The sequence below is a fragment of the Clostridium sardiniense genome (assembly GCF_016907995.1).
Classification (GTDB): Bacteria; Bacillota; Clostridia; order Clostridiales; family Clostridiaceae; genus Clostridium; species Clostridium sardiniense.
In genome coordinates this window covers 134,843-155,285 of the sequence record NZ_JAFBDA010000001.1, presented here as the reverse complement: position 1 = coordinate 155,285, position 20,443 = coordinate 134,843, and the positions used below count along the sequence as shown (strand labels likewise).

Annotated in this window: 16 protein-coding genes; 3 read left to right on the top strand and 13 right to left on the bottom strand. The window is 29.0% G+C overall.

The window, feature by feature from the left end; all coding sequences use genetic code 11:
• Positions 1-279: 279 nt before the first annotated feature.
• Positions 280-969: a metallophosphoesterase gene (locus JOC62_RS00595; protein WP_204593217.1), complete on the bottom strand. Its 690-nt coding sequence runs from the start codon at positions 967-969 to the stop codon at positions 280-282.
• A 176-nt stretch (positions 970-1,145) separates the two neighbouring features.
• Between JOC62_RS00595 and JOC62_RS00590 the strand changes: the two genes are divergently transcribed.
• Entirely contained in the window at positions 1,146-1,772 is a 627-nt protein-coding gene (locus JOC62_RS00590) for a GntR family transcriptional regulator (protein ID WP_204593216.1), read from the top strand.
• Between the two features lie 155 nt (positions 1,773-1,927).
• Here the strand turns inward: JOC62_RS00590 and tyrS are convergent, their stop codons facing one another.
• The 5 genes from tyrS to JOC62_RS00565 form a co-directional block, all read right to left on the bottom strand.
• Positions 1,928-3,154, bottom strand: coding sequence for a tyrosine--tRNA ligase (gene tyrS, locus JOC62_RS00585; RefSeq protein ID WP_204593215.1), 1,227 nt, complete (start codon positions 3,152-3,154; stop codon positions 1,928-1,930).
• Between the two features lie 371 nt (positions 3,155-3,525).
• Positions 3,526-3,951, bottom strand: a complete 426-nt coding sequence (locus JOC62_RS00580) for a hypothetical protein (protein ID WP_204593214.1) — start codon at positions 3,949-3,951, stop codon at positions 3,526-3,528.
• 99 nt (positions 3,952-4,050) lie between these two features.
• The gene (locus JOC62_RS00575) at positions 4,051-5,226 is read right to left on the bottom strand and encodes an RNA-binding domain-containing protein (RefSeq protein WP_204593213.1); all 1,176 of its coding nucleotides are present in this window, start codon (positions 5,224-5,226) and stop codon (positions 4,051-4,053) included.
• Positions 5,227-5,465: 239 nt separating this feature from the next.
• Positions 5,466-6,596 carry a Ger(x)C family spore germination protein gene (locus JOC62_RS00570; RefSeq protein ID WP_204593212.1) on the bottom strand — a complete coding sequence of 377 codons (1,131 nt, stop codon included), beginning with the start codon at positions 6,594-6,596 and terminating at the stop codon, positions 5,466-5,468.
• The gene (locus JOC62_RS00565) at positions 6,568-8,001 is read right to left on the bottom strand and encodes a spore germination protein (RefSeq protein WP_204593211.1); all 1,434 of its coding nucleotides are present in this window, start codon (positions 7,999-8,001) and stop codon (positions 6,568-6,570) included. Before JOC62_RS00565 ends, JOC62_RS00570 begins: the two co-directional genes overlap by 29 nt.
• A 102-nt stretch (positions 8,002-8,103) precedes the next feature.
• Between JOC62_RS00565 and JOC62_RS00560 the strand changes: the two genes are divergently transcribed.
• Together JOC62_RS00560 and trpS are read left to right on the top strand one after the other, a co-directional pair.
• Positions 8,104-10,185: an endospore germination permease gene (locus JOC62_RS00560; RefSeq protein WP_204593210.1), complete on the top strand. Its 2,082-nt coding sequence runs from the start codon at positions 8,104-8,106 to the stop codon at positions 10,183-10,185.
• 279 nt (positions 10,186-10,464) lie between these two features.
• Positions 10,465-11,469: a tryptophan--tRNA ligase gene (gene trpS / locus JOC62_RS00555; protein ID WP_204593209.1), complete on the top strand. Its 1,005-nt coding sequence runs from the start codon at positions 10,465-10,467 to the stop codon at positions 11,467-11,469.
• A 117-nt stretch (positions 11,470-11,586) separates the two neighbouring features.
• Here trpS and JOC62_RS00550 read toward each other — a convergent pair whose 3' ends face one another.
• The 7 genes from JOC62_RS00550 to JOC62_RS00520 all read right to left on the bottom strand — a co-directional run bounded on the left by JOC62_RS00550 (position 11,587) and on the right by JOC62_RS00520 (position 20,442).
• Entirely contained in the window at positions 11,587-12,546 is a 960-nt protein-coding gene (locus tag JOC62_RS00550; protein ID WP_204593208.1) for an ABC transporter ATP-binding protein, read from the bottom strand.
• Between the two features lie 4 nt (positions 12,547-12,550).
• Positions 12,551-13,564: an ABC transporter ATP-binding protein gene (locus JOC62_RS00545; protein WP_204593207.1), complete on the bottom strand. Its 1,014-nt coding sequence runs from the start codon at positions 13,562-13,564 to the stop codon at positions 12,551-12,553.
• Positions 13,565-13,590: 26 nt separating this feature from the next.
• Positions 13,591-14,508, bottom strand: a complete 918-nt coding sequence (locus tag JOC62_RS00540) for an ABC transporter permease (protein ID WP_204593206.1) — start codon at positions 14,506-14,508, stop codon at positions 13,591-13,593.
• Positions 14,509-14,518: 10 nt separating this feature from the next.
• The gene (locus JOC62_RS00535; protein ID WP_204593205.1) at positions 14,519-15,466 is read right to left on the bottom strand and encodes an ABC transporter permease; all 948 of its coding nucleotides are present in this window, start codon (positions 15,464-15,466) and stop codon (positions 14,519-14,521) included.
• Between the two features lie 25 nt (positions 15,467-15,491).
• Positions 15,492-17,141, bottom strand: coding sequence for a peptide ABC transporter substrate-binding protein (locus tag JOC62_RS00530; protein ID WP_204593204.1), 1,650 nt, complete (start codon positions 17,139-17,141; stop codon positions 15,492-15,494).
• 628 nt (positions 17,142-17,769) lie between these two features.
• Positions 17,770-18,861 carry a YncE family protein gene (locus JOC62_RS00525; RefSeq protein ID WP_204593203.1) on the bottom strand — a complete coding sequence of 364 codons (1,092 nt, stop codon included), beginning with the start codon at positions 18,859-18,861 and terminating at the stop codon, positions 17,770-17,772.
• Between the two features lie 111 nt (positions 18,862-18,972).
• Positions 18,973-20,442, bottom strand: coding sequence for a sensor histidine kinase (locus JOC62_RS00520; protein ID WP_204593202.1), 1,470 nt, complete (start codon positions 20,440-20,442; stop codon positions 18,973-18,975).
• Position 20,443 lies beyond the last annotated feature (1 nt).

The window sequence follows — 20,443 nt, the reverse complement described above, 5'->3', positions numbered from 1 at the left end:
TATACCAAAAACTTTTCTGTATGTAATGTCTTTATAGATATTCATATTCAATGAAATTCATCAAAAATATTTCATTTTATGCTATTAAATTATAGCTAGTTTCTATAAATATTTAACTCAATTAATTATAAATATAAATTTAATTTTTATAGTATCTATTTGTGTTTTTCTTTAGTATTAATAAATAAAATATGGGGAAACATTTTTAAATTTATTTATTACTTTAAATCAATTAAAAAAACGTCTCCCCCTTTCATATTTTAAAGATAAGAAAATCTATTATTCTTTTATAAGTTTTGGATCAAAGTCTAAAAAGTCAGCTGCTGTCATTATATATTCAACGCCTTCAAATTCACCTTCTAATACTCTATTTAAGCAATTTCCATGAAGATGCCCATAAATTACTTTTTCAACACCATATTCTGTACAAATTTCAGTAAACTGTGATGGCATAAACTTTTCATTAGTTGGAGGGTAATGTAGCATTACAATAAACTTAGTAAATCCTTTTTTCTTTGCTTCATCTAAAGAAAGTCTAAGTCTTATACCTTCTCTTGAATATATTTTTTCATCATGAGAAGTGAATCTATCAGTACCAGGACATATCCATCCTCTTGTACCACAGATTGCATATTCTCCATATTCATAAAAATTATTTTGAAGGAACTTTGTCTTTTCAAACATACTGTTTAATTTGCTAATACTTCCCCACCAATAATCATGATTTCCTTTTGATATTATCTTTTTTCCTGGAAGGCTTTCAATCCAGTTAAGATCTGCTTCACTTTCACCTGATTTCATTGCCCAAGAAATATCCCCTGCAATTAATACAGTATCATCTTCATTTATCTTAGATAACCAATTCTCTTTTATTTTTTCATCATGTTTGCTCCAGTGCTCTCCAAATATATCCATTGGCTTATCCCCACTTAAAGCTAAATGCAAATCTGATATAGCATATAACGCCATTATTTAATCACCTTTCTATTTATGTATACAAATTCTAAACTCTGCTTTATTATATCATCATACCCTTAATGATTTCCAATAACTTTAGTAAATATTATCATATATACTATTTATCATTCCATCTATTATGTTTTATTAATTTATGGTACAATTATTCACTGATAGGAGTGATTAATATGGCAAGAAAAACATCAACTCCAACATACTTAAAAATAGCAATTGATATTGCTTCAAGAATAGTAAATGGTGGATTTACTGAAGGTGAGAAACTTTCTGGTCGTTCTACACTTGTAAGTATATACAACGTTTCTCCTGAGACAATACGTCGCGCAATTGCTTTATTAAAAGATATGGATGTTGTAATTGTAGAAGAAAAGAGCGGAATAAGAATTGCCAGCAAAGACAATGCTAATGAATTTCTGAAAAAATTCAAGACTAAAAGTGAGTTTACAAATATCAAGGAGCAAATTTATACTCTGTTAGATGAGAAGAAAACTCTAGAGAAGAGTTTAGAGAGTAATATTGAAAATCTTATTGAATTTGCTACTCAACTTAGAAATGTAGGACTTATTGTTCCCTACGAGAGTTTAGTTCAACCAAATAGCTTGATGATTGGAAAAAGCTTAGGTGAGTTAAACTTTTGGCATAATACTGGGGCTACTATAGTTGGAATTAAAAGAAATGATCAATTATACCTTTCTCCCGGCCCATACTTTACTATAAACGAACACGATATAATAGTTTATGTAGGTGAGAATGATGTTGTAGGCAACGTCAAAAATTACATAACTTCAATAGAATAAATTAAAAAATAAATAATTTTATAAGATATTTTAAAGCCCCCTAATTAATAAACAAATTAGGAGGCTTTTATTTAACTAATAATAAGTTACTAAATTAAATGATTATATAAATCATTAAGCTTTTAAACTATATTATTCAGTGATTACGCTATAAATTATTCAACTATTAATTTGTAGAACTTCTTCTTTCCTCTTTTAACTAGAGCTGATCCATCTACAAAGTCACTTTCTTCTAATGTTCTCATAAAGTCAGTAACTTTTTCATCATTTATTGTAACTCCACCTTGCTTCATTAATCTCTTTCCTTCAGCCTTTGATGGGAATATATTAACTTCAACTAATGCATCTAATAAGCTTCCACCTATCATTTCTTTCTTGATTACTTCAGTTGGAACATTGGTCATATCATTTCCACCTGCGAAAAGTGCTGCTGAAGCCTCTTCAGCTTTCTTAGCTTCTTCTTCTCCATGAACTAAGCTAGTTACTTCAAATGCAAGTACTTTCTTAGCTTCATTTATTTCTGCACCTTCAAGACTTGAAAGCTTATTTATTTCATCCATAGGTAGGAATGTTAATAGCTTTAAGCATTTTTCTACATCAGCATCTGCAACATTTCTCCAATATTGATAGAAATCAAATGGTGAAACTTTTTCTGGATCAAGCCATAAAGCTCCTCCAACAGTTTTACCCATCTTTTCCCCTTGGCTGTTAGTTAAAAGTGAACAAGTCATTGCAAATACACTTTCTTGTGATTTCTTTCTAACTAAATCAACACCAGCAATCATGTTTGACCATTGATCGTCTCCACCAAGTTCCATCTTACAGTTATACTTTTTGTTTAATACATAGAAGTCATATCCTTGCATTAACATGTAATTAAATTCTAAGAATGAAAGACCATTTTCAGTTGCAAGTCTCTTCTTAAAACATTCAGCTGAAAGCATCTTGTTAACTGTAAAGTGTGCTCCAACTTCTCTTAAGAAATCAATGTAATTTAGGTCTAATAACCAATCTCCATTATTTACTATAAGTGCCTTATCATCTGTAAAGTCAATAAATCTCTCCATTTGCTTCTTTATTGAATCAACATTATGCTTTATTTGCTCTTTAGTAAGCATCTTTCTCATATCAGTTTTTCCACTTGGATCTCCAACCATTGCAGTTCCACCACCAAGTAATGCTATTGGTCTATGTCCTGCTCTTTGCATATGCGCCATAAACATCATAGCGATAAAGTGTCCAACATGTAAGCTATCTGCTGTTGGATCGAATCCTATGTAAAAAGTTATCTTTTCTTTTTCTAATAACTCTCTAGTTTCTTTTTCATGTGTAAATTGTTTTATGTATCCACGTTCTAATAATTGATCTAATACATTAGCCATTCTATTATCCTCCAAGTCTTTAATTCTTTCCTACGTTTACATATAAATAGTATATATTCTATATGTTATTTTTGCAATAAAAACAACCTTTATTCACTACTTCATCACCATTATTTGCTTTTTATGTTTAATACGTTAATTTTTACCTTATAAAATTAAATTATCCAAAATTACAAGATACTATAAGCTTTTAACTAATGTAATAAAAGCCTATAGTATCTCTAATTTTAGATAGTAATTTATATTTTACTATTAATATATGATTATCTTGATTTATATCCCATGCTAATATACTCAAGTGTATTTCTAATTCAAATTCTTTAATACAAAGTAATTGTTTTCACAAATAACTATTTCAAAATTAAACAAACCTACGCAACGTGATCTCTAACGTGAGCTCTTATGAACTCTGGAATATCCTCTTGGAATTCATAATTTATATTTATGAATATATTAATATTGAATCTGGCTGAAAGTGATCTTAATCTTTTAAACAAACTAGAAGTTTCCTGAATTGAACATGAAACAATACCAAGTAAACCATCAATATAAATATTCTCTACATCATAATTTTCTGCAATAACACCACAAAGCATTCCATAAAAACTCTCGCAATCATTTACTCCAAATTCTTCTGTGGATATAAACCTTATCTTTCTATCTACCTGCCTCATGTATCTTGAATCATCGTCTATATATACTGAATCTCCTCTAACTTTATCTAAATGAGTATTTGCAAGTTCAATTAGTTTCTTTGTCTTTCCTGAACCTCTCCTGTTACAAAATACTTGAATCATTAGGACCACCCCTTATTTATAGTTATATTACATTATATTCATCATTTTAAATTTAATCCTAATTTTAATAAAAGTTTTATCATTTTATAGATAAATATTTTAAAAAGTTCCAGGCAGTATAACTTTAAATGAATTCTGCGATTTAGAATTAATGAATCTTACTCTATTTTTACCTTTAAAGGCACTCTTAATTCTTGATAAACCATTCCCATCATTTAAAAATCTCTTTTGTTTATCTAAGCTTATTAATTTCTCATATATCCACATGTTTCTTTTGCTGCAGGATAACTTATTAAAATCAACTGTTTTATCTATAAAATCACCAGGACTTGTAATCGCTACACTTTTATCAGTAATAACTACCTCTATAATCTTGTTAATTTCTGTATACTCTCTATACAAAATAGCATTTTTTATAGCTTCTACAATCGTACATGATGGATAGTTAATTGGCATAATACTATTTATTTCTTTTTCTGCTTTATCTACCATTGTAAGTAGACTACCTTGTACTATTCTAATATCAGAACTATCACACTTATTGTTTCCCTTATTTCTTTTACTTTGATTTTTTGATTTATTGACTATCTTTATCATATTATTTGGAATACATAAATTATTAACCTCTGAAAACACAAGTAATCCACCATAAGTGCATCTATACCCATTTAATCTATCAACAAAATTAATTATGCCTGCACTTTGAAGTAAAAACTCTTTATTATCTTTATTAAGTTCTATTCCTTTTTGCCTAAAATATAACTTTAGTAAATTTTCATCTAGCATATTAATATTACTTCTTATAACACTTGTGGTTTCAACTGTTAGCTCCATATTATCTTCAAAGGCTGCAATAAGTTCACTTCTTCTCATAACATCTGTTATTGAACCTCTTCTTGTATAAAATATTCCATGTTCTTTAATTTGATATGGTCTCTGCTGACCATCACATATTGTAATTATAGCAACAGTCTTGCTATCTACCTTGAGAAAATCAACAATAATAGGAATAGGTGGATCACATCTTGATGATATAATCTGTTGGACTTTCTCTTCTGTAAACATGTCCTCTTCTTTTATTCCCTCTATTATCTTACTTTTATCCCTTACTCCAACAACAATATATCCCCTTCCCCCATTACAATTTGCAATTGCACATATATCCTTTGCAAATTCCTTTTTACCATTATCAGTTACTAGGTCTAGTTTTAACTTAAAATCTAATTTTTGTCCTTCTTCTCTTTTAATTAAGGAGTTTAATTTTTTTCTATCCACAATTTTTCTTCCCTTTCTCCAAATTAAATACTTGTCCTGTTGATTATCTAGTTAAAAAGTTTTAAACCTCTCTATCTTATATTATATTTCTATTAATTAACTCTATTACTAATAGTTTTATACATATAATTATATTTTATAATAAAAAAATAAGTGACATTATAGACTAATTCACATATAGTCTATAATGTCACTTTATAAGTTATCTAAATCTATCTAACAATAGCATATTTTTTAAATTAAACAAGACTACTTTCTACTCTATCTCCACCTTGAATATTTATTTCTACATCTAAATTAAAATCAATTTTTGATAATACATCCTCTATAATTTTCTGTGGATATTTAATTTCTAATAGTCTTTCAACTTGCAAAATATCTATATCTTTATCAGTAAAGCTATAAAAAAATTGTTCAAGATAATCTTTTATATTTTGTTCAGCTTTAGCTTTCAAAGTATCTAATGCTTCCTTAGAAACAACAAATCTTCCTTGTGCCTCAGCAATTACAGCCTTTACTTTTATCTTTTTATTAAGCGTAACTTTATCATCTTTATATTCAACATTTGTCTTTGTCTTACTATTTAAGATCTCTAGTGTTACGAATCCCTCATTCATTTGAGGATTTGCTATTTCTAATGTTCCTGTTTTTATTTTATCCATTAAAAAATTGTAGCTCATTCCATCTGTAACATCTATTTTTTCAATCATTTTATTATCTCTCATAAGTACTCCACCAGATAACTCAACTCTTTGGTCTACAACATCTTTTCTAATTTCTAACCCACTCATCACTGCATAATTATTTCCTGTTTCTGAGTCTACTATATAGTCATTTATGTTACTTATTATACTCCTTGGATTTTTTTTATTTTTATCAACTAAGTCATTTAAAAATAGTCCTATATACTCCTCGTCATTTTGACTAATATCAATTAAATTTTTAACATCTCCAAAGTATACAAATGCATATGGTTTTACTTGGAATTCCTGATCGTTATTTATTAAATTTAAAAATTTATTTATCCCTTGTTTTGCAGCAGCTTCAGTAAATATTAATGCTCTATTTTGAGTAAAGTTAATTTTATAACTTGAAGCCATATTTACATCTCTTATAGCTTCAAGTGCTGTCTTACCAACACCTTTATATATCACTCTCTTACCATTATCTGAACTTTCACTTGTATTTCTATATGGTCTCATAGAGTCTAAATACAATATAACATTTCCTGTGTCATCAATATCAAAAATTGCACTTGTTACAAATGTTATTTGATTTATTTCATTATAATTAAAGCATCCAGATAATATAGTAGGTACCATAAGAATTATTAATATTAAACTAAATATTCTTTTTCCATTCTTTTTCATATTCCTTTCCCTCCCCAATTATCTTCTTAGATATTCTATCAAGTCTTCCTCTGTATATTACATCCTTAAATTTAAATGTATCTATACTTCCAATTGGGAATAGATAAGAATATCCAGTTGATTTTAAATCTGCAAGTCTTGTTAAGAATATAAGGAAAGTAATAAATACTCCTGGAAGTCCATAAAATCCTGCTACTATTACAAATATAACAGACCAAATTGATAAAGCTCCATAAAGCTTTGGTACTAAGAAATAGCTTAATGTACTAAGGGCTACAACTATTATAGTTATCCTAGATGCAATACCAGCTCCAACTGCTGCATCTCCTAAAATAAGAGCTGCAACAATACTCATAGCTCCTCCAATTGGCTGGGGAAGTCTAAGTCCAGCTTCTTTAATTATCTGAAATGCAAAAATCATGACCAGAACTTCTACTACTGTTGATAGTGGCACACCAGCCCTTGAAACTGCTAATCTAAATAAAAATAATGATGGTATAAGAGAAGGGTGATAAGTTATAATTGCAACATACATACTTGGTATAAAAGTTGCAAAAACGAATGCCATCCATCTTATTACCCTTGTAAAATTAGTATAGGTTTTATTCAAATAATAATCATCTGGTGCTTGAAAATTCTCTATAAAAAAATATGGAGCTGTTATTACAAATGGTGTACCATCAACTAATACAGCTACTCTTCCTTCCATTATCTTAGAAGCTGCTTCATCTGGCTTTTCTGTATATCCAATAGTATCAAATGCTGAATTTGATTCTCTAAGTTGGCTCTCTACATAATTAGTATCTAATATAAACTCCATATCCATATTTTTAATAACACTTTTTATGTAATTTATTAAATTATCTGGCGCAACTTCCTTTATATACGCTACACATACAACTGTTTGGCTTTTATCACCTACATATATAGGTTCAAACTTAAGATCTGGATTTTTTATTCTTCTTCTAATAAGTGCTATGTTATCAACAAATAATTCATTAAAACCTTCTCTTGGACCCTTTACTACTGATTCAGTAAGGGGGACTCCAACACCTCTTCTTACATAACCTTTAACTTCACAATAAATCATTTCTTCATAGCCTTCAACAAATATAACAACATCTCCTGAAACTATATGAAGCATTGCATCATCTATACTTGTTTTGTTCTCTACAAAGTTTGCAATATTAATTTCTAATACATTAGTAATTAGATCTTCAAGGCTTTGACATCTTACCTTTTTACTTCTTATTGGACTTACAATGTAGTCACTAAGAAATTGTGTACTACAAAGATTATCAATAAAAACTAATGTTGTCTTACCTAAAGGTCCATTAATTTCTCTATACTTGACATCAAAGCTATCTTTAAATCTTTCTTTGATTATTTCTAAATTATTTTTCATCTGCATCACCTAAAAATATTATTCCTCCAGAAATGTTTAATATTCATTATTTTGCTAATACTATACTTGAATGTTGTAACTTAGAGTTTTAGAGGTGATTTAATGAATAAACTATCAAGCAAACATTATTTATTTTTTATATGTGTTGTTTCATTTATAGGTTTAAGAAGTTATTCTTCCATTTTTATTAGTATGGGGGGTGCTGATACATGGATTGCTGGAATTATTGCTGGAATTATTTACTTAGCTTATTTATACTTCATTATATATGTATGTAAAAAGACAAATACTTTCGATATTAAGATAATATTTAAAGGAGCATATCCTAAAAAGATCGGTAATATATTTATTTTTATTTTTGCACTTACACTATTTTTAACATCAATTGAATCTACTGCTGCTCAAAGTGATTCAATACATTCTAATATATTTATCGAAACACCAATTTGGTATAGTTTACTATTTTTTATAATACCTGCTGCTTATTTAATTACAAGAAGACTTGAAACATTATTAATTGTAATAACGGTTACCATTGTACTTGTATTCTCAACAATGTTTATTGTTGAGTTATTTACCTTCTCATATCAACATTACACTTATCTTTTACCTATAATGGGCCTTGGGATAAATAAAGAGTTTATTCTATGTATACTACTTATACTTGGTTCTTTTTGTTCGACAGCAGTTACTTTTCCATTCTTAAAATATGTAGAGAAAAAGGAAAAGCTAAGTAAATTTACTCTTATAGCTGGATTAATTATTGTATTTATTTCAGTAGCAAGCGTTACATCTGCTGTTACAACCTTTGGTCCCTTAAGAGCTAGTAATATATATTATCCTGAATTTTTAAGAACTCAGCGTATAGAGCTTCAAGGGTTTATAGAATTTGGTGATTTATTATTTATATCAAAGACAACTTGTTTATGGTTTCTTAAATATGTTATTTGTGCTGTTGCTATACTTTATCTTTATAAAGATAAGTTCTCAAACAAAAGGATATATTCCATTGTTTATTCGATAATTGCCTATATATGTGCATTTTTTATTACAAAAAATCATTATATCTTCTTTGACTTTTTAAAATATTATCAATTAATTGCTTTAGTACTACTTGGTATAATGCCATTTATAACATTTTCTATTTACTATTATAGATGGAATAAAAATTTAAGGGCTCAAGCTGCTGGAAACGTAAATACTCCATCAAATAATCAATGTGCTCCTAATAATCAAGATACCCCAAACAATCAGAGCAATCCGAATAATCAAGGTATCCCAAACAATCAGGGCAATCCAAATAATCAAGGTAACCCGATTAATCAGGGCAATCCGAATAATCAAGGTACCCCAAACACTCAGGGTAACCCGAATAATCAAGGTAACCCGATTAATCAGGGCAATCTGAATAATCAAGGCAATCAAATTAATCAGGGCAATCCGAATAATCAAGATATCCCAAACACTCAGGGCAATCCGAATAATCAAGATATCCCAAACAATCAGGGCAACCAGAATAATCAAGGTATCCCAAATAATCAGGATAATCCGATTAATCAAGGTATCCCAAACACTCAGGGCAACCCGAATAATCAAGGTACCCCAAACAATCAGGGTAACCCGAATAATCAAGGTATCCCAAACACTCAGGGCAATCCCAATAATTATGGTAACCCAATTAATCAGGGCAACTCGGATAATCAATGTATCCCAGACAATCAGAGCAATCCGAATAATCATGGTATCCCAAGTAATCAATGCAACCAAATCAATCAAAACATTTATGGTAATCAAAATTACTTTAATAGTACTACTAATAATGGTGCAAATATTCCAAACAACTTTAACAATAGGAATTATCCTAATGCTCAAAGTATTTTAAATAACCAGAACAATTATAATAATCAAAGTAATTCTAGCAATGGAAATTATCCTAATAACCAAAGTGCTTTAGACAACAATAACAATTATAATAACCAAAATGGAACTAATAATTGTAGTGATCAAGATGAATCAAGTGGCTGCTATGTATTTGGTAATTATACTGATTCACAAAATAAGAATCAAAATAACAATCAAAATAACAGTGAAAGTAATAATCAAACTAATAGCGAACAAGATTTTAAAGAATCCCATATTAGCGGTAACTTTTTCTTTCCATCAGGCACACAGTCAAAGGAATAGAGAAGTTATAATTAAAAATCATTATAAAGCTCACTATATACCAGTAAATGCTATTGTAAAGTTTACTATCTATAATCTAATTTTAATTATTAATATTCCCCCAAATGCTTAGGTTTTATTATTTTACCTAATCATTTTTTATATGTTACAAAGTAACCTATATATCTAAATAATATAAGTAAACTGCCTATTTACATAATACATACAAATTGACATTACTAGGCAAGACCAATTATAATTTATATTATGACTTTAGTTTAAATTAAGGAGTGAAGCACTATGGAAAATAGCGAAGCTAAAAAAGTCATCTTTAGTGGAATTCAGCCTTCAGGAGACCTTACAATAGGAAACTACCTTGGAGCTATAAAAAATTGGGTGAAACTTCAAGATGAATATAACAGTTACTTCTGCGTTGTAGATTTACATGCAATAACAGTTCCTCAAAAACCTGCAGATTTAAGAAGGAGAACATTAGAACTTCTTTCAATATATTTAGCATGTGGAATTGATCCTGAAAAGAATACTCTTTTCATTCAATCTCATGTACCAGCTCATTCAGAAGGAGCATGGCTTTTAACTTGTAATTCATATATTGGAGAACTTTCAAGAATGACTCAATATAAGGATAAATCAAAGAAAGCCGGAGATTCAGTAGGAGCAGGATTATTTACATATCCTGTACTTATGGCAGCTGATATATTATTATATCAAACTGATTTAGTTCCTGTTGGTAAAGACCAAATCCAACATTTAGAACTTGCAAGAGATATAGCTGCAAGATTTAATAATACTTACAGCCCTACATTTAAAATACCAAATGGATATGTTCCTAAAACTGGTGCTAAGATAATGAATCTACAAGAGCCAACTAAGAAGATGTCAAAATCAGATGATAACTTAAATTCATTTATCTTAATCATGGATCCACCAGATGTTATAAGAAAGAAAATTTCAAGAGCTGTAACTGACAGTCTTGGAATTGTTAACTATACAGATGATCAACCTGGTGTTAAAAACCTTTTAAATATTTTATCTGCAATAACAGAAAAGAGTCCTGAAACTTTAGTAAAAGAATATGAAGGCAAAGGATATGCAGAGCTTAAAGCAGATGTTGCAGAAGCTTTAGTAAATGAACTTGCTCCAATTCAAGCAAAGGTTAATGAACTTCTTAAAGATAAGAAAGCTTTAGAAGCTATTTATAAAGAAGGGGCTTCAAAAGCATCCTATATCGCAAATAAAACTCTTAGAAAAATGCAAAAGAAAATTGGCTTTATTCCAAGATAATTTTTTCATATAACCACTATGAAAAAGGAGAATTACTAAATTTAGATTATCTCTAATTTAAGTAACTCTCCTTTATTTTATAAATATTTTTTTATTAACTATATAGCTATGCTCTCATTAATTATATAAATGGCAAGCAACAAAGTGATCTTTCTCTACTTCCTTTAATTCAGGTTGTTCCTTTGAGCAAATATCCTTTGCATACTTACATCTACTTACAAATCTACATCCTGGTTTAGGATTTATAGGACTGCTTACTTCACCTTCTAATACTATTCTATCATCTCTTTTTTCATTGCTATATTCAGGTAATGGTATAGATGACATAAGAGCTTTAGTATATGGATGTAATGGATGCTCATATACCTTATTACTTTCAGATATCTCCATAAGATTTCCTAGATACATAACTCCAACTCTATCTGATATATGTCTTACCATTGATAAATCATGAGCAATAAAAAGATATGTTAACCCCATTCTCCTTTGCAAATCAATTAATAAATTTACAACCTGTGCTTGAATTGAAACATCAAGAGCAGATATTGGCTCATCACATACAATAAATTTAGGCTCTACTGCAAGTGCTCTCGCTATTCCTATACGTTGTCTTTGTCCACCTGAGAACTCATGGGCAAATCTTGATGCATGCTCTTTATTAAGACCAACAAGTTCTAATAACTCATATATCTTTTTTGTTCTCTCCTCTCCAGTGTATAGCTTATGTATATCTATACCTTCTGCTATAATATCACCAACTGTCATACGAGGATCTAATGAAGCATATGGATCTTGGAAAATCATTTGACATGTCCTAGAGTTAGCTCTTTTTTCTTTATTACTAAACTTAGCAATATTTTTCCCGTCTAATATTACTTCGCCACCTGTTGCATCATAAAGGCCCATTACAGTTCTTCCGCAAGTTGTTTTTCCACATCCTGATTCACCAACTAATCCTAATGTTTCTCCTTTATTTATGGTAAAACTAACTCCATCTACTGCTTTTAGCGTCTTATCTTTTCCTACACTAAAATATTTTTTTAAATCCTTAACTTCTAAAAGTATTTCTTTGCTCATTAGCTTACACCCCTCTCTTTAAAGGTGATTCTACCTTTGGTGCATTTTCATGCATAAGCCAGCAGTTTATCTTATGAGAATCTGTAATTATTGTTTCTTCTGGCATTTCTTCTTTACATATTTCCATTGCATACTCACATCTTGCTGCAAATGGACATCCGATTGGTGGATTTAATAAATCTGGTGGAGTTCCACTTATTGAATATAATTCCCCTTTATGCTCAGTATCTAAAGTTGGCATAGACTTTAATAACGCCCAAGTATATGGATGTTTTGCATCGGTAAATATCTCTTCAACCGTTCCTCTTTCAACTACTATTCCAGCATACATTACCTGTATCTTATCTGAGAATTCTGCAACAACTCCCAAATCATGAGTTATAAGAATTACAGATGTTCCAAGCTTCTCTTTTAAATCATTTATAAGATTCATAATTTGTGCTTGGATAGTTACATCTAAGGCTGTTGTAGGCTCATCTGCTATTAACACCTTAGGATTACAAGCAAGTGCTATGGCAATCATCATTCTTTGCCTCATACCACCTGAGAATTCAAATGGATATTGATTTATTCTACTTTCAGCATTAGGAATGTTAACTAATTTTAATAGTCTAATTGCTTCTTCTGTAGCATCCTTTTTATTCATACCTCTGTGTATTTTGAGAACTTCTATTATTTGTTTTCCAATCTTCATTGTTGGGTTTAGAGAAGTCATAGGATCTTGGAAGATCATACTTATATCTCCCCCTCTAAGCTTTTGAAGTTCCTTTTTATTTAAAGATAATACATCTTTTCCATTAAATATAATCTTTGAATTTTTATCTATCTCAGCTGGTGGAGTAGGTAGTAATTTCATTAATGATTTAGCTGTTATACTTTTACCACAACCTGATTCTCCAACTATAGCTAAAGTTTCGCCAGCTTCTAAATCAAAGCTAACTCCTCTAACTGCCTTAACTTCTCCAGCATAAGTGTGAAATAACACCTTTAAGTCTTTTACTTCAAGTATCTTTGACATTTCTTTTCCTCCTATACCGAATCCTTTTATTGTCTTAATTTAGGATCTAACGCATCTCTTAATCCATCACCTAATAAATTAAATGCTAACATTGTTATAGCAATAGCTAGTGATGGGAATATAAGCTGACTTGGGTAGAATAACATAACCTGTTGTCCTGCTGATGCCATAGCACCCCAACTTGTTTCTGGAGGTTGAATTCCAAGTCCTATAAAACTTAAAAATGCTTCAGCAAATATATAACTTGGTATATCAAAAGTTATATAAACTATTATTATTCCAAGTGAATTTGGTATCATATGTTTAAATATAATCCAAAGTGGACTTGCACCTAAAGTTTTTGCTGCCATTACATATTCTGATTCCTTTAGTTGCATAACTTGTCCACGAACCATTCTTGCAATCCCAGTCCATCCAGTAATACATAATGCAATTAAAAGTGGAAGTATACCATTTCCAAGTCTTACTGCAATTAATATAACTATAATTAAATATGGAATACTATTTAGTATTTCAACAATTCTCATCATTATATTATCTACACGACCACCAAAGTATCCACTTATACCGCCATATATTATTCCAACTAAACACTCAATTAACGTACCAACAAAAGCAATAATTAAAGATACTCTACCACCAATCCATAATCTATCAAATAAATCTCTTCCAAGATTATCTGTTCCAAAGAAATGTTTTGCTGAAGGTCCTTGATTCATTTCACCCATATTTTGAACAGCATAATTTTCACCTGCTATTAGTGGTTGAATTACGCACATCAATACAATTACTATTAAAACTATTAATGATACTAGTGCTACCTTATTTCTCTTAAGTCTCCTCCAAGCATCTTGCCAATATGTTAAATTTGGTCTTACAATACTTTCTGATCTTGTTTTATCTATCCCTACAATTTTAAATTTATCCCTACTTATTTCTGCCATACATAAATCCCTACTTTCCCTCAATCTTAATACGTGGATCTATAACACTATATAAAATATCAACAATTAATATTGAAAGAATATAAAGAGCTGAAAAGAAAACTGTTAAGCCCATTATAATGTTATAATCCTTAGCATAAATCGCATCAATTAAAGCATTACCTATACCTGGTATAGCAAATATTCTTTCAATTACAACTGTACCTGTAATTATTGTTGCAATTTGAGGTCCTAGTATTGTGATTATTGGTAATATAGCATTTCTTAAAATATGCTTCATTGAAATAGCACATGAAGATAATCCCTTCGCCTTAGCTGTTAAGATGTAATCTTGGCTTACAACCTCTAGTACTGATGCTCTCATATATCTTGCATATGTTGCTATTCCTGCAAAACTTAATGCTATTGTAGGTAATATAGTAAATTTAAACTGCTCTATAAACGGTATTGAATTATCATACCATCCTGCAATAGGAATTCCATGAGATCCTCCAATTGCTAATTGTATTAATGTAGCTAGAACAAAACTCGGTATTGATACACCGAGTATTGCTATAAACATAACCACATAATCTATTGGAGTTTCCTTTTTAAATCCTGCTAAAATCCCAAGTAATACACCAATTACTAACCCAAAAGCTACAGATTGTAGACCTATCCTGACTGATGCTGGAAAGTTGTCTTTTAATTTATCTTTTACACTTATTCCTGGCGTTACGAAAGAATCACCTAAATCTCCTTTTAAAAGATTCTTCATATATACCATATATCTTTCAGTAACAGGTTTATCTAATCCATATTTAATTTCCATATTTTTTGCAACTTCTGCTGGCAATTTCTTTGCTTGAGATGTTACTGGATTTCCTGGCATACTGTTCATTAAGAAAAATGTTGCAGTAGCTATTACAAATAAAGTAACTATCATTAAAGCCAGTCTTTTTAAAAGATACTTAACCATGTGGTCTCCTCCTCAAATTTCTAGATTACTCTCCTATAGATGTCCATCTTAATTGATATGTCCCTCCAAATTTAGGAAGTTGTAATCCCTTTACATTCTTCTTTTGGAATGAATGGATATCTTTATAGTAAGTAGGAGTCACAGCTGGATTCTTAACTACTTCTATTTGCTCAATCTCTTTATACATCTCAAGTCTCTTATTATTATCAGTTTCAGTATTTAATTTTTCTAATAATTCATTTACTTTTTCATCATTATACTTACCTGTGTTATTTGTATTTGATTTTCCAAACAAATCAAGGAATGTTATTGGATCATTAAAGTCTGCTCCCCATCCTGCACTTGCAATTTCAAAATCTCCATTTTCTAACTTAGTTAAGAAATCTGAGAAATCTGCTGCAGTAACTAATTCTATATTAACACCAAGCTTTTGTTTCCATGTGTTTTGCATAAATTCACCTTGACTCTTTGCTGTTGCATCGCTAGTTTGTAGTAAGAATTTAAAAGTATGTTTTGCTGGATCTGGATCTAATCCAGCTTCCTTTAATCCTTCTATTAATAATTTCTTTGGATCTTCATTCATAACCTTCTTTAAAGGTTGCTCTACCTTATCACGATAATCAACATCTCCAACAGCTATTCCTTGTGGAACTAATCCATATGCTGGAATAGCTCTTTTTAATACATCTTTAGTATATCCTTCTCTATCAGATGCAATTGATAATGCAAGTCTTACCTTAGGATTACTTAATGCCTTATTTTTACTCTTTATATTATATTGACCATAGAATACACTTGGTGCAGTTCCTGTAATTTCATTCCATTTACCATCCTTTGCACCTTGTTGAAGTTTAGCTAAGAATTCTCCTTGTCCACCCATTACATCTAATTGGTTGTTAGTAAACATTTGGTATATAGTACTTTGTTCTGTAAGTTCCATAAAATCTACTTCGTTTAATTTTACATCCTTTTCATTCCAGTAATTAGGATTCTTTTTAAGTTCAAATTTAGATCCTTTTTGCCAATTTGATACTGTAAATGGTCCACTATAAACAAGCTTTGATGGATCACTTCCATATTTCTCACCTTGTGATTCTACTATATCTTTTCTTTGCGGTGCCAGATTTGGATATGCAACTAATTGGTCAAAGTATGGTACTGGATTTTCAAGTGTAACAACTAATGTATTATCATCTGTTGCCTTTATTCCAACATCTTCAGCTTTAGCTTTACCATTAAAATAATTTTCACCATTTTTTACTTTAAATAAGAAGAATGCATATTGTGATGCAACTTTAGGGTCTAGCAACCTCTTCCATGAATATTCAAAATCCTTTGCAGTAAGTTCCTTTCCATCACTCCACTTTAATCCTTTTCTTAAATGGAATGTATAAGTCTTACCATCCTTACTCTTATCATAAGACTCTGCAGCACCTGGTACTGGTTTATTATCATTGTATACAAGTAATGTTTCTTGTGTATTTTGAGTTACACTATGAGAAACTTCATCTGTCGCTTTAACAGAATCAATAGTCTTAAGAGCCCCACCTGATGTTAACTTTAAAGTTTCTACTGACTTTCCTGATGATTCTGTATTGCTACCTCCACATCCTACAAATAATGATGCTGTTAATCCAAGCATCACTATTGCTCCTATGATTTTTTTCTTTCTCATTTTTAACGCCCCCTTTTTTTCTTGTTTCTATTCTATCAAAGATAACGTCACTAAATTATATATTTTTTGAAAATTTTTTATCATATTAAATCAATCATAAAAATAATGTATTTTCTTTATCATTTTAATATATGTTTTTCTGTTAAATACATGTGTATTTCAAGGTATTTTTTGTAAGTTTTTCACCTTTCTCAATACAGTTCAATTGATATAAATTATTAATTAATACACTTTTGGCAATATAATCCATAGTTATATGTAATTTGTTATTTATAACACTAAGATATAAAATGGCTTTATTACTAGTAATATAATGGCTTTTAAATCTATTTTTAATATTTATTGATTATCATATATTCTTTTAAAAGTGATCCCTAAATAAATACTGTATTAACGTAATATTTACTGTATCAAATCACTTCTGTAATTTTTTTGAATCTTTTCTTTATTAGGTAAATTAATGGTATATTTTAATCATTTCCCTTCAATATTTATATATAAATATGTATATTTTTACGGTGTTTTTAAACATTTTATTAATAATTTAATATTTTATACATATATAAAAGAGTAGATAGATTATACTAATTGGTATAATCTATCTACTCTTAATAAAAATTTTCTTATATTATTTATTTAATTTATATTTTATTATTTTAGGTTCAGATCCATGTAAAAAAACATAAACTTCTTTTCCATCATTACTAATATCTACTCTACATTCTTCATTATTGATGTTTTCATAAACCTTACATAGCTCACCTTTGTTCTCTCCTGAAATAGATGCAATATATACAACCTTTTTATTATCCTTTTCTTCAGTATAGTAAATCTTTTCTTTATTTTTACTTATTCCAATATACCAAATGTTCTTATTCTTAATTATAGTATCGTAAGTTTTCTTATTTAAATTAAAAATATTTAAATCTGCATATTCTGAGGATATAGTACTTAATGCAACTGTATTTTCATCTATTAGAACTGCTTGTCTGTATGGATCTACCTTAATAGTATCTTCAAATTCCCCTGTAATTAAATCAATTTTCCCTATCTCATTTGCAAATTCTCCACTTTCTTCTCCACTTGCATATAATAATTTGTTATTTATAATTCCAATAGTGTCATAATAGTTTATATCATCTGGTATATCTATTGATATTTTTTCTTTAATATTAGATTTCTTTTCTTTAGAATTCTTATTATTATGTTCTATATCATCTTCTTCATTATATATGGTTATATTTTCTACTATTATCGTCTTCTCTTCATGCCAATTCTCATTTAATATATTCTTTACTGCATATCCATCAAATTCCTCATAAATTTCATGTGAACTATTCTTCCTTTTATGAACTGACTTAGTAACCTCTCCCTCTGGGTCTATCTTTACCTCTCCATTTTTGAATAATAATTTCTCCTTTGTTGATTTGTAACCTGATTCATTATTAGGTTCATCATCATCTTCATACAATTTTGCATAAACCCCATCATCTCTCATTAAATATTCTATACCTGTAAATCCATATATTATTGCATCAAGTATTTTATTATCAGTAATTTTATATTCTTCTTTTGATACTACTTTAAAATCATTTTTATTTGAATCTTCTTTTACATTTTCTGAAAGTATTGATGACTCCTCAATACTTTTTGGACTGCTACAACCTGTAGTAAATAACACAGCTATTAAAGCAGCTATCATTACTCCAGACCTTATCATATTCCCTTTACCCCTAATTATCATATTCCCACTCCAATCTATTATTTATATCTCAATAATAATAGTAGGATTTTACCAAAACATTAAATTATATTGCCAAAATGTTTCCAATCAAAGTTTTTTATTACATTCCATTTTAATAACTACTTTTGCTTCCATTAGATTTTCATCATATATAAATTTTATATCTCCATTATACTTTTTAACTATTCCCTGTGTTATATAAAGTCCAAGTCCATTTCCACCTATACCTTTTGATTTTTTTATATTATATCTATAGAATGGTTCGAATACTTTACTAATTTCCCCTTTACTAATTAGTTCACTAGAATTCGTAACTACTAATTCTAAATATCCATCATCTTTTGAAAGATTAATATTAATATCTTTATTAGGCTTAGAATAATTAATAGCATTATCTATTATGTTTATAAGAATTCTCTTTAAATCCTCTGAAGAGCATACTAGCTTAACCTTTTCTAAGTTATAGATAATATTTACATTATTTTTCTTAGCTTTTATTGATAAATCTTTTACTATTACTTCTATAAATCTATCTACACATAATACTTCCATAGATTCACTATCTATATCCAGATTATCTTTTGAAATATCTATAAGTTCCTTAACCATTCTATGCATTCTATCACTTTCTTTTTCTATTCTCTCTAAAGCTAATTCTTTAAATTCCATATCATTAAAATCAGGATCTTTAAGAATTTGTGCATAACCTGATATAGTAGTTAAAGGGGTCTTAAGTTCATGAGTTACATTATTAAAAAACTCTCTACGATTTTTCTCTAAAGCTATGACCTTATCTTTTTCATTATTTATTGTATCTATCTGATTTTGTATTCTCTCATTCATATTGTTGAATCCAATTGATAAGTCGCCTATTTCATCCCTAGATTCTATATCACTTCTTACATTTAAATCTCCATTTTCAACTTTCTTAAATAAAATTTTTAATCTCTCTAAGGGCTTAATTATTTTGCTACATAATATATAGCTTGAAATCAGTATTAAAATAAATATAATTACAGTTAGAGTTTTCCATATTCCCATGAGGTTAATTAAGCTTTTATAATTCTCAGTAAACTCTTTACTTAAAGATATTATTTTTAAATGATTTCCTTTAATGTATAAAGGAAATGTAATACTTGAAGTTACTTTATTCTGTTTTGTGTATATATTGAAAGATAATTTATTTTCTTTTGAATCATTTAATGACTTTTTAAGTTTTTCCTTATCTATATAAATCTCCGTATCATTATTTTCATAAGAATAATCCTTACTTCCTTCTGTATTGTAGATATCTATCTGACAATTATTCTCTTCATTTATCTGAGTTGCAAGCTCTGGAGAATTCTTATCAAATATACTTTCCTTAATTTCTAAATCGTTATTTTGAAAGTATCTATTTATAATTCTATAAGCACTTTTATATGAGTTTTCCATTTCTACTTTTATTTGATTTTTAATATAATTATCAAATGTTCTATTTATAAAGTGATTAAATACTATGAAAGAAATTAAAAATACAGCTATAAATCCAGCCCCAAATTTATGTTTAACTTTCATA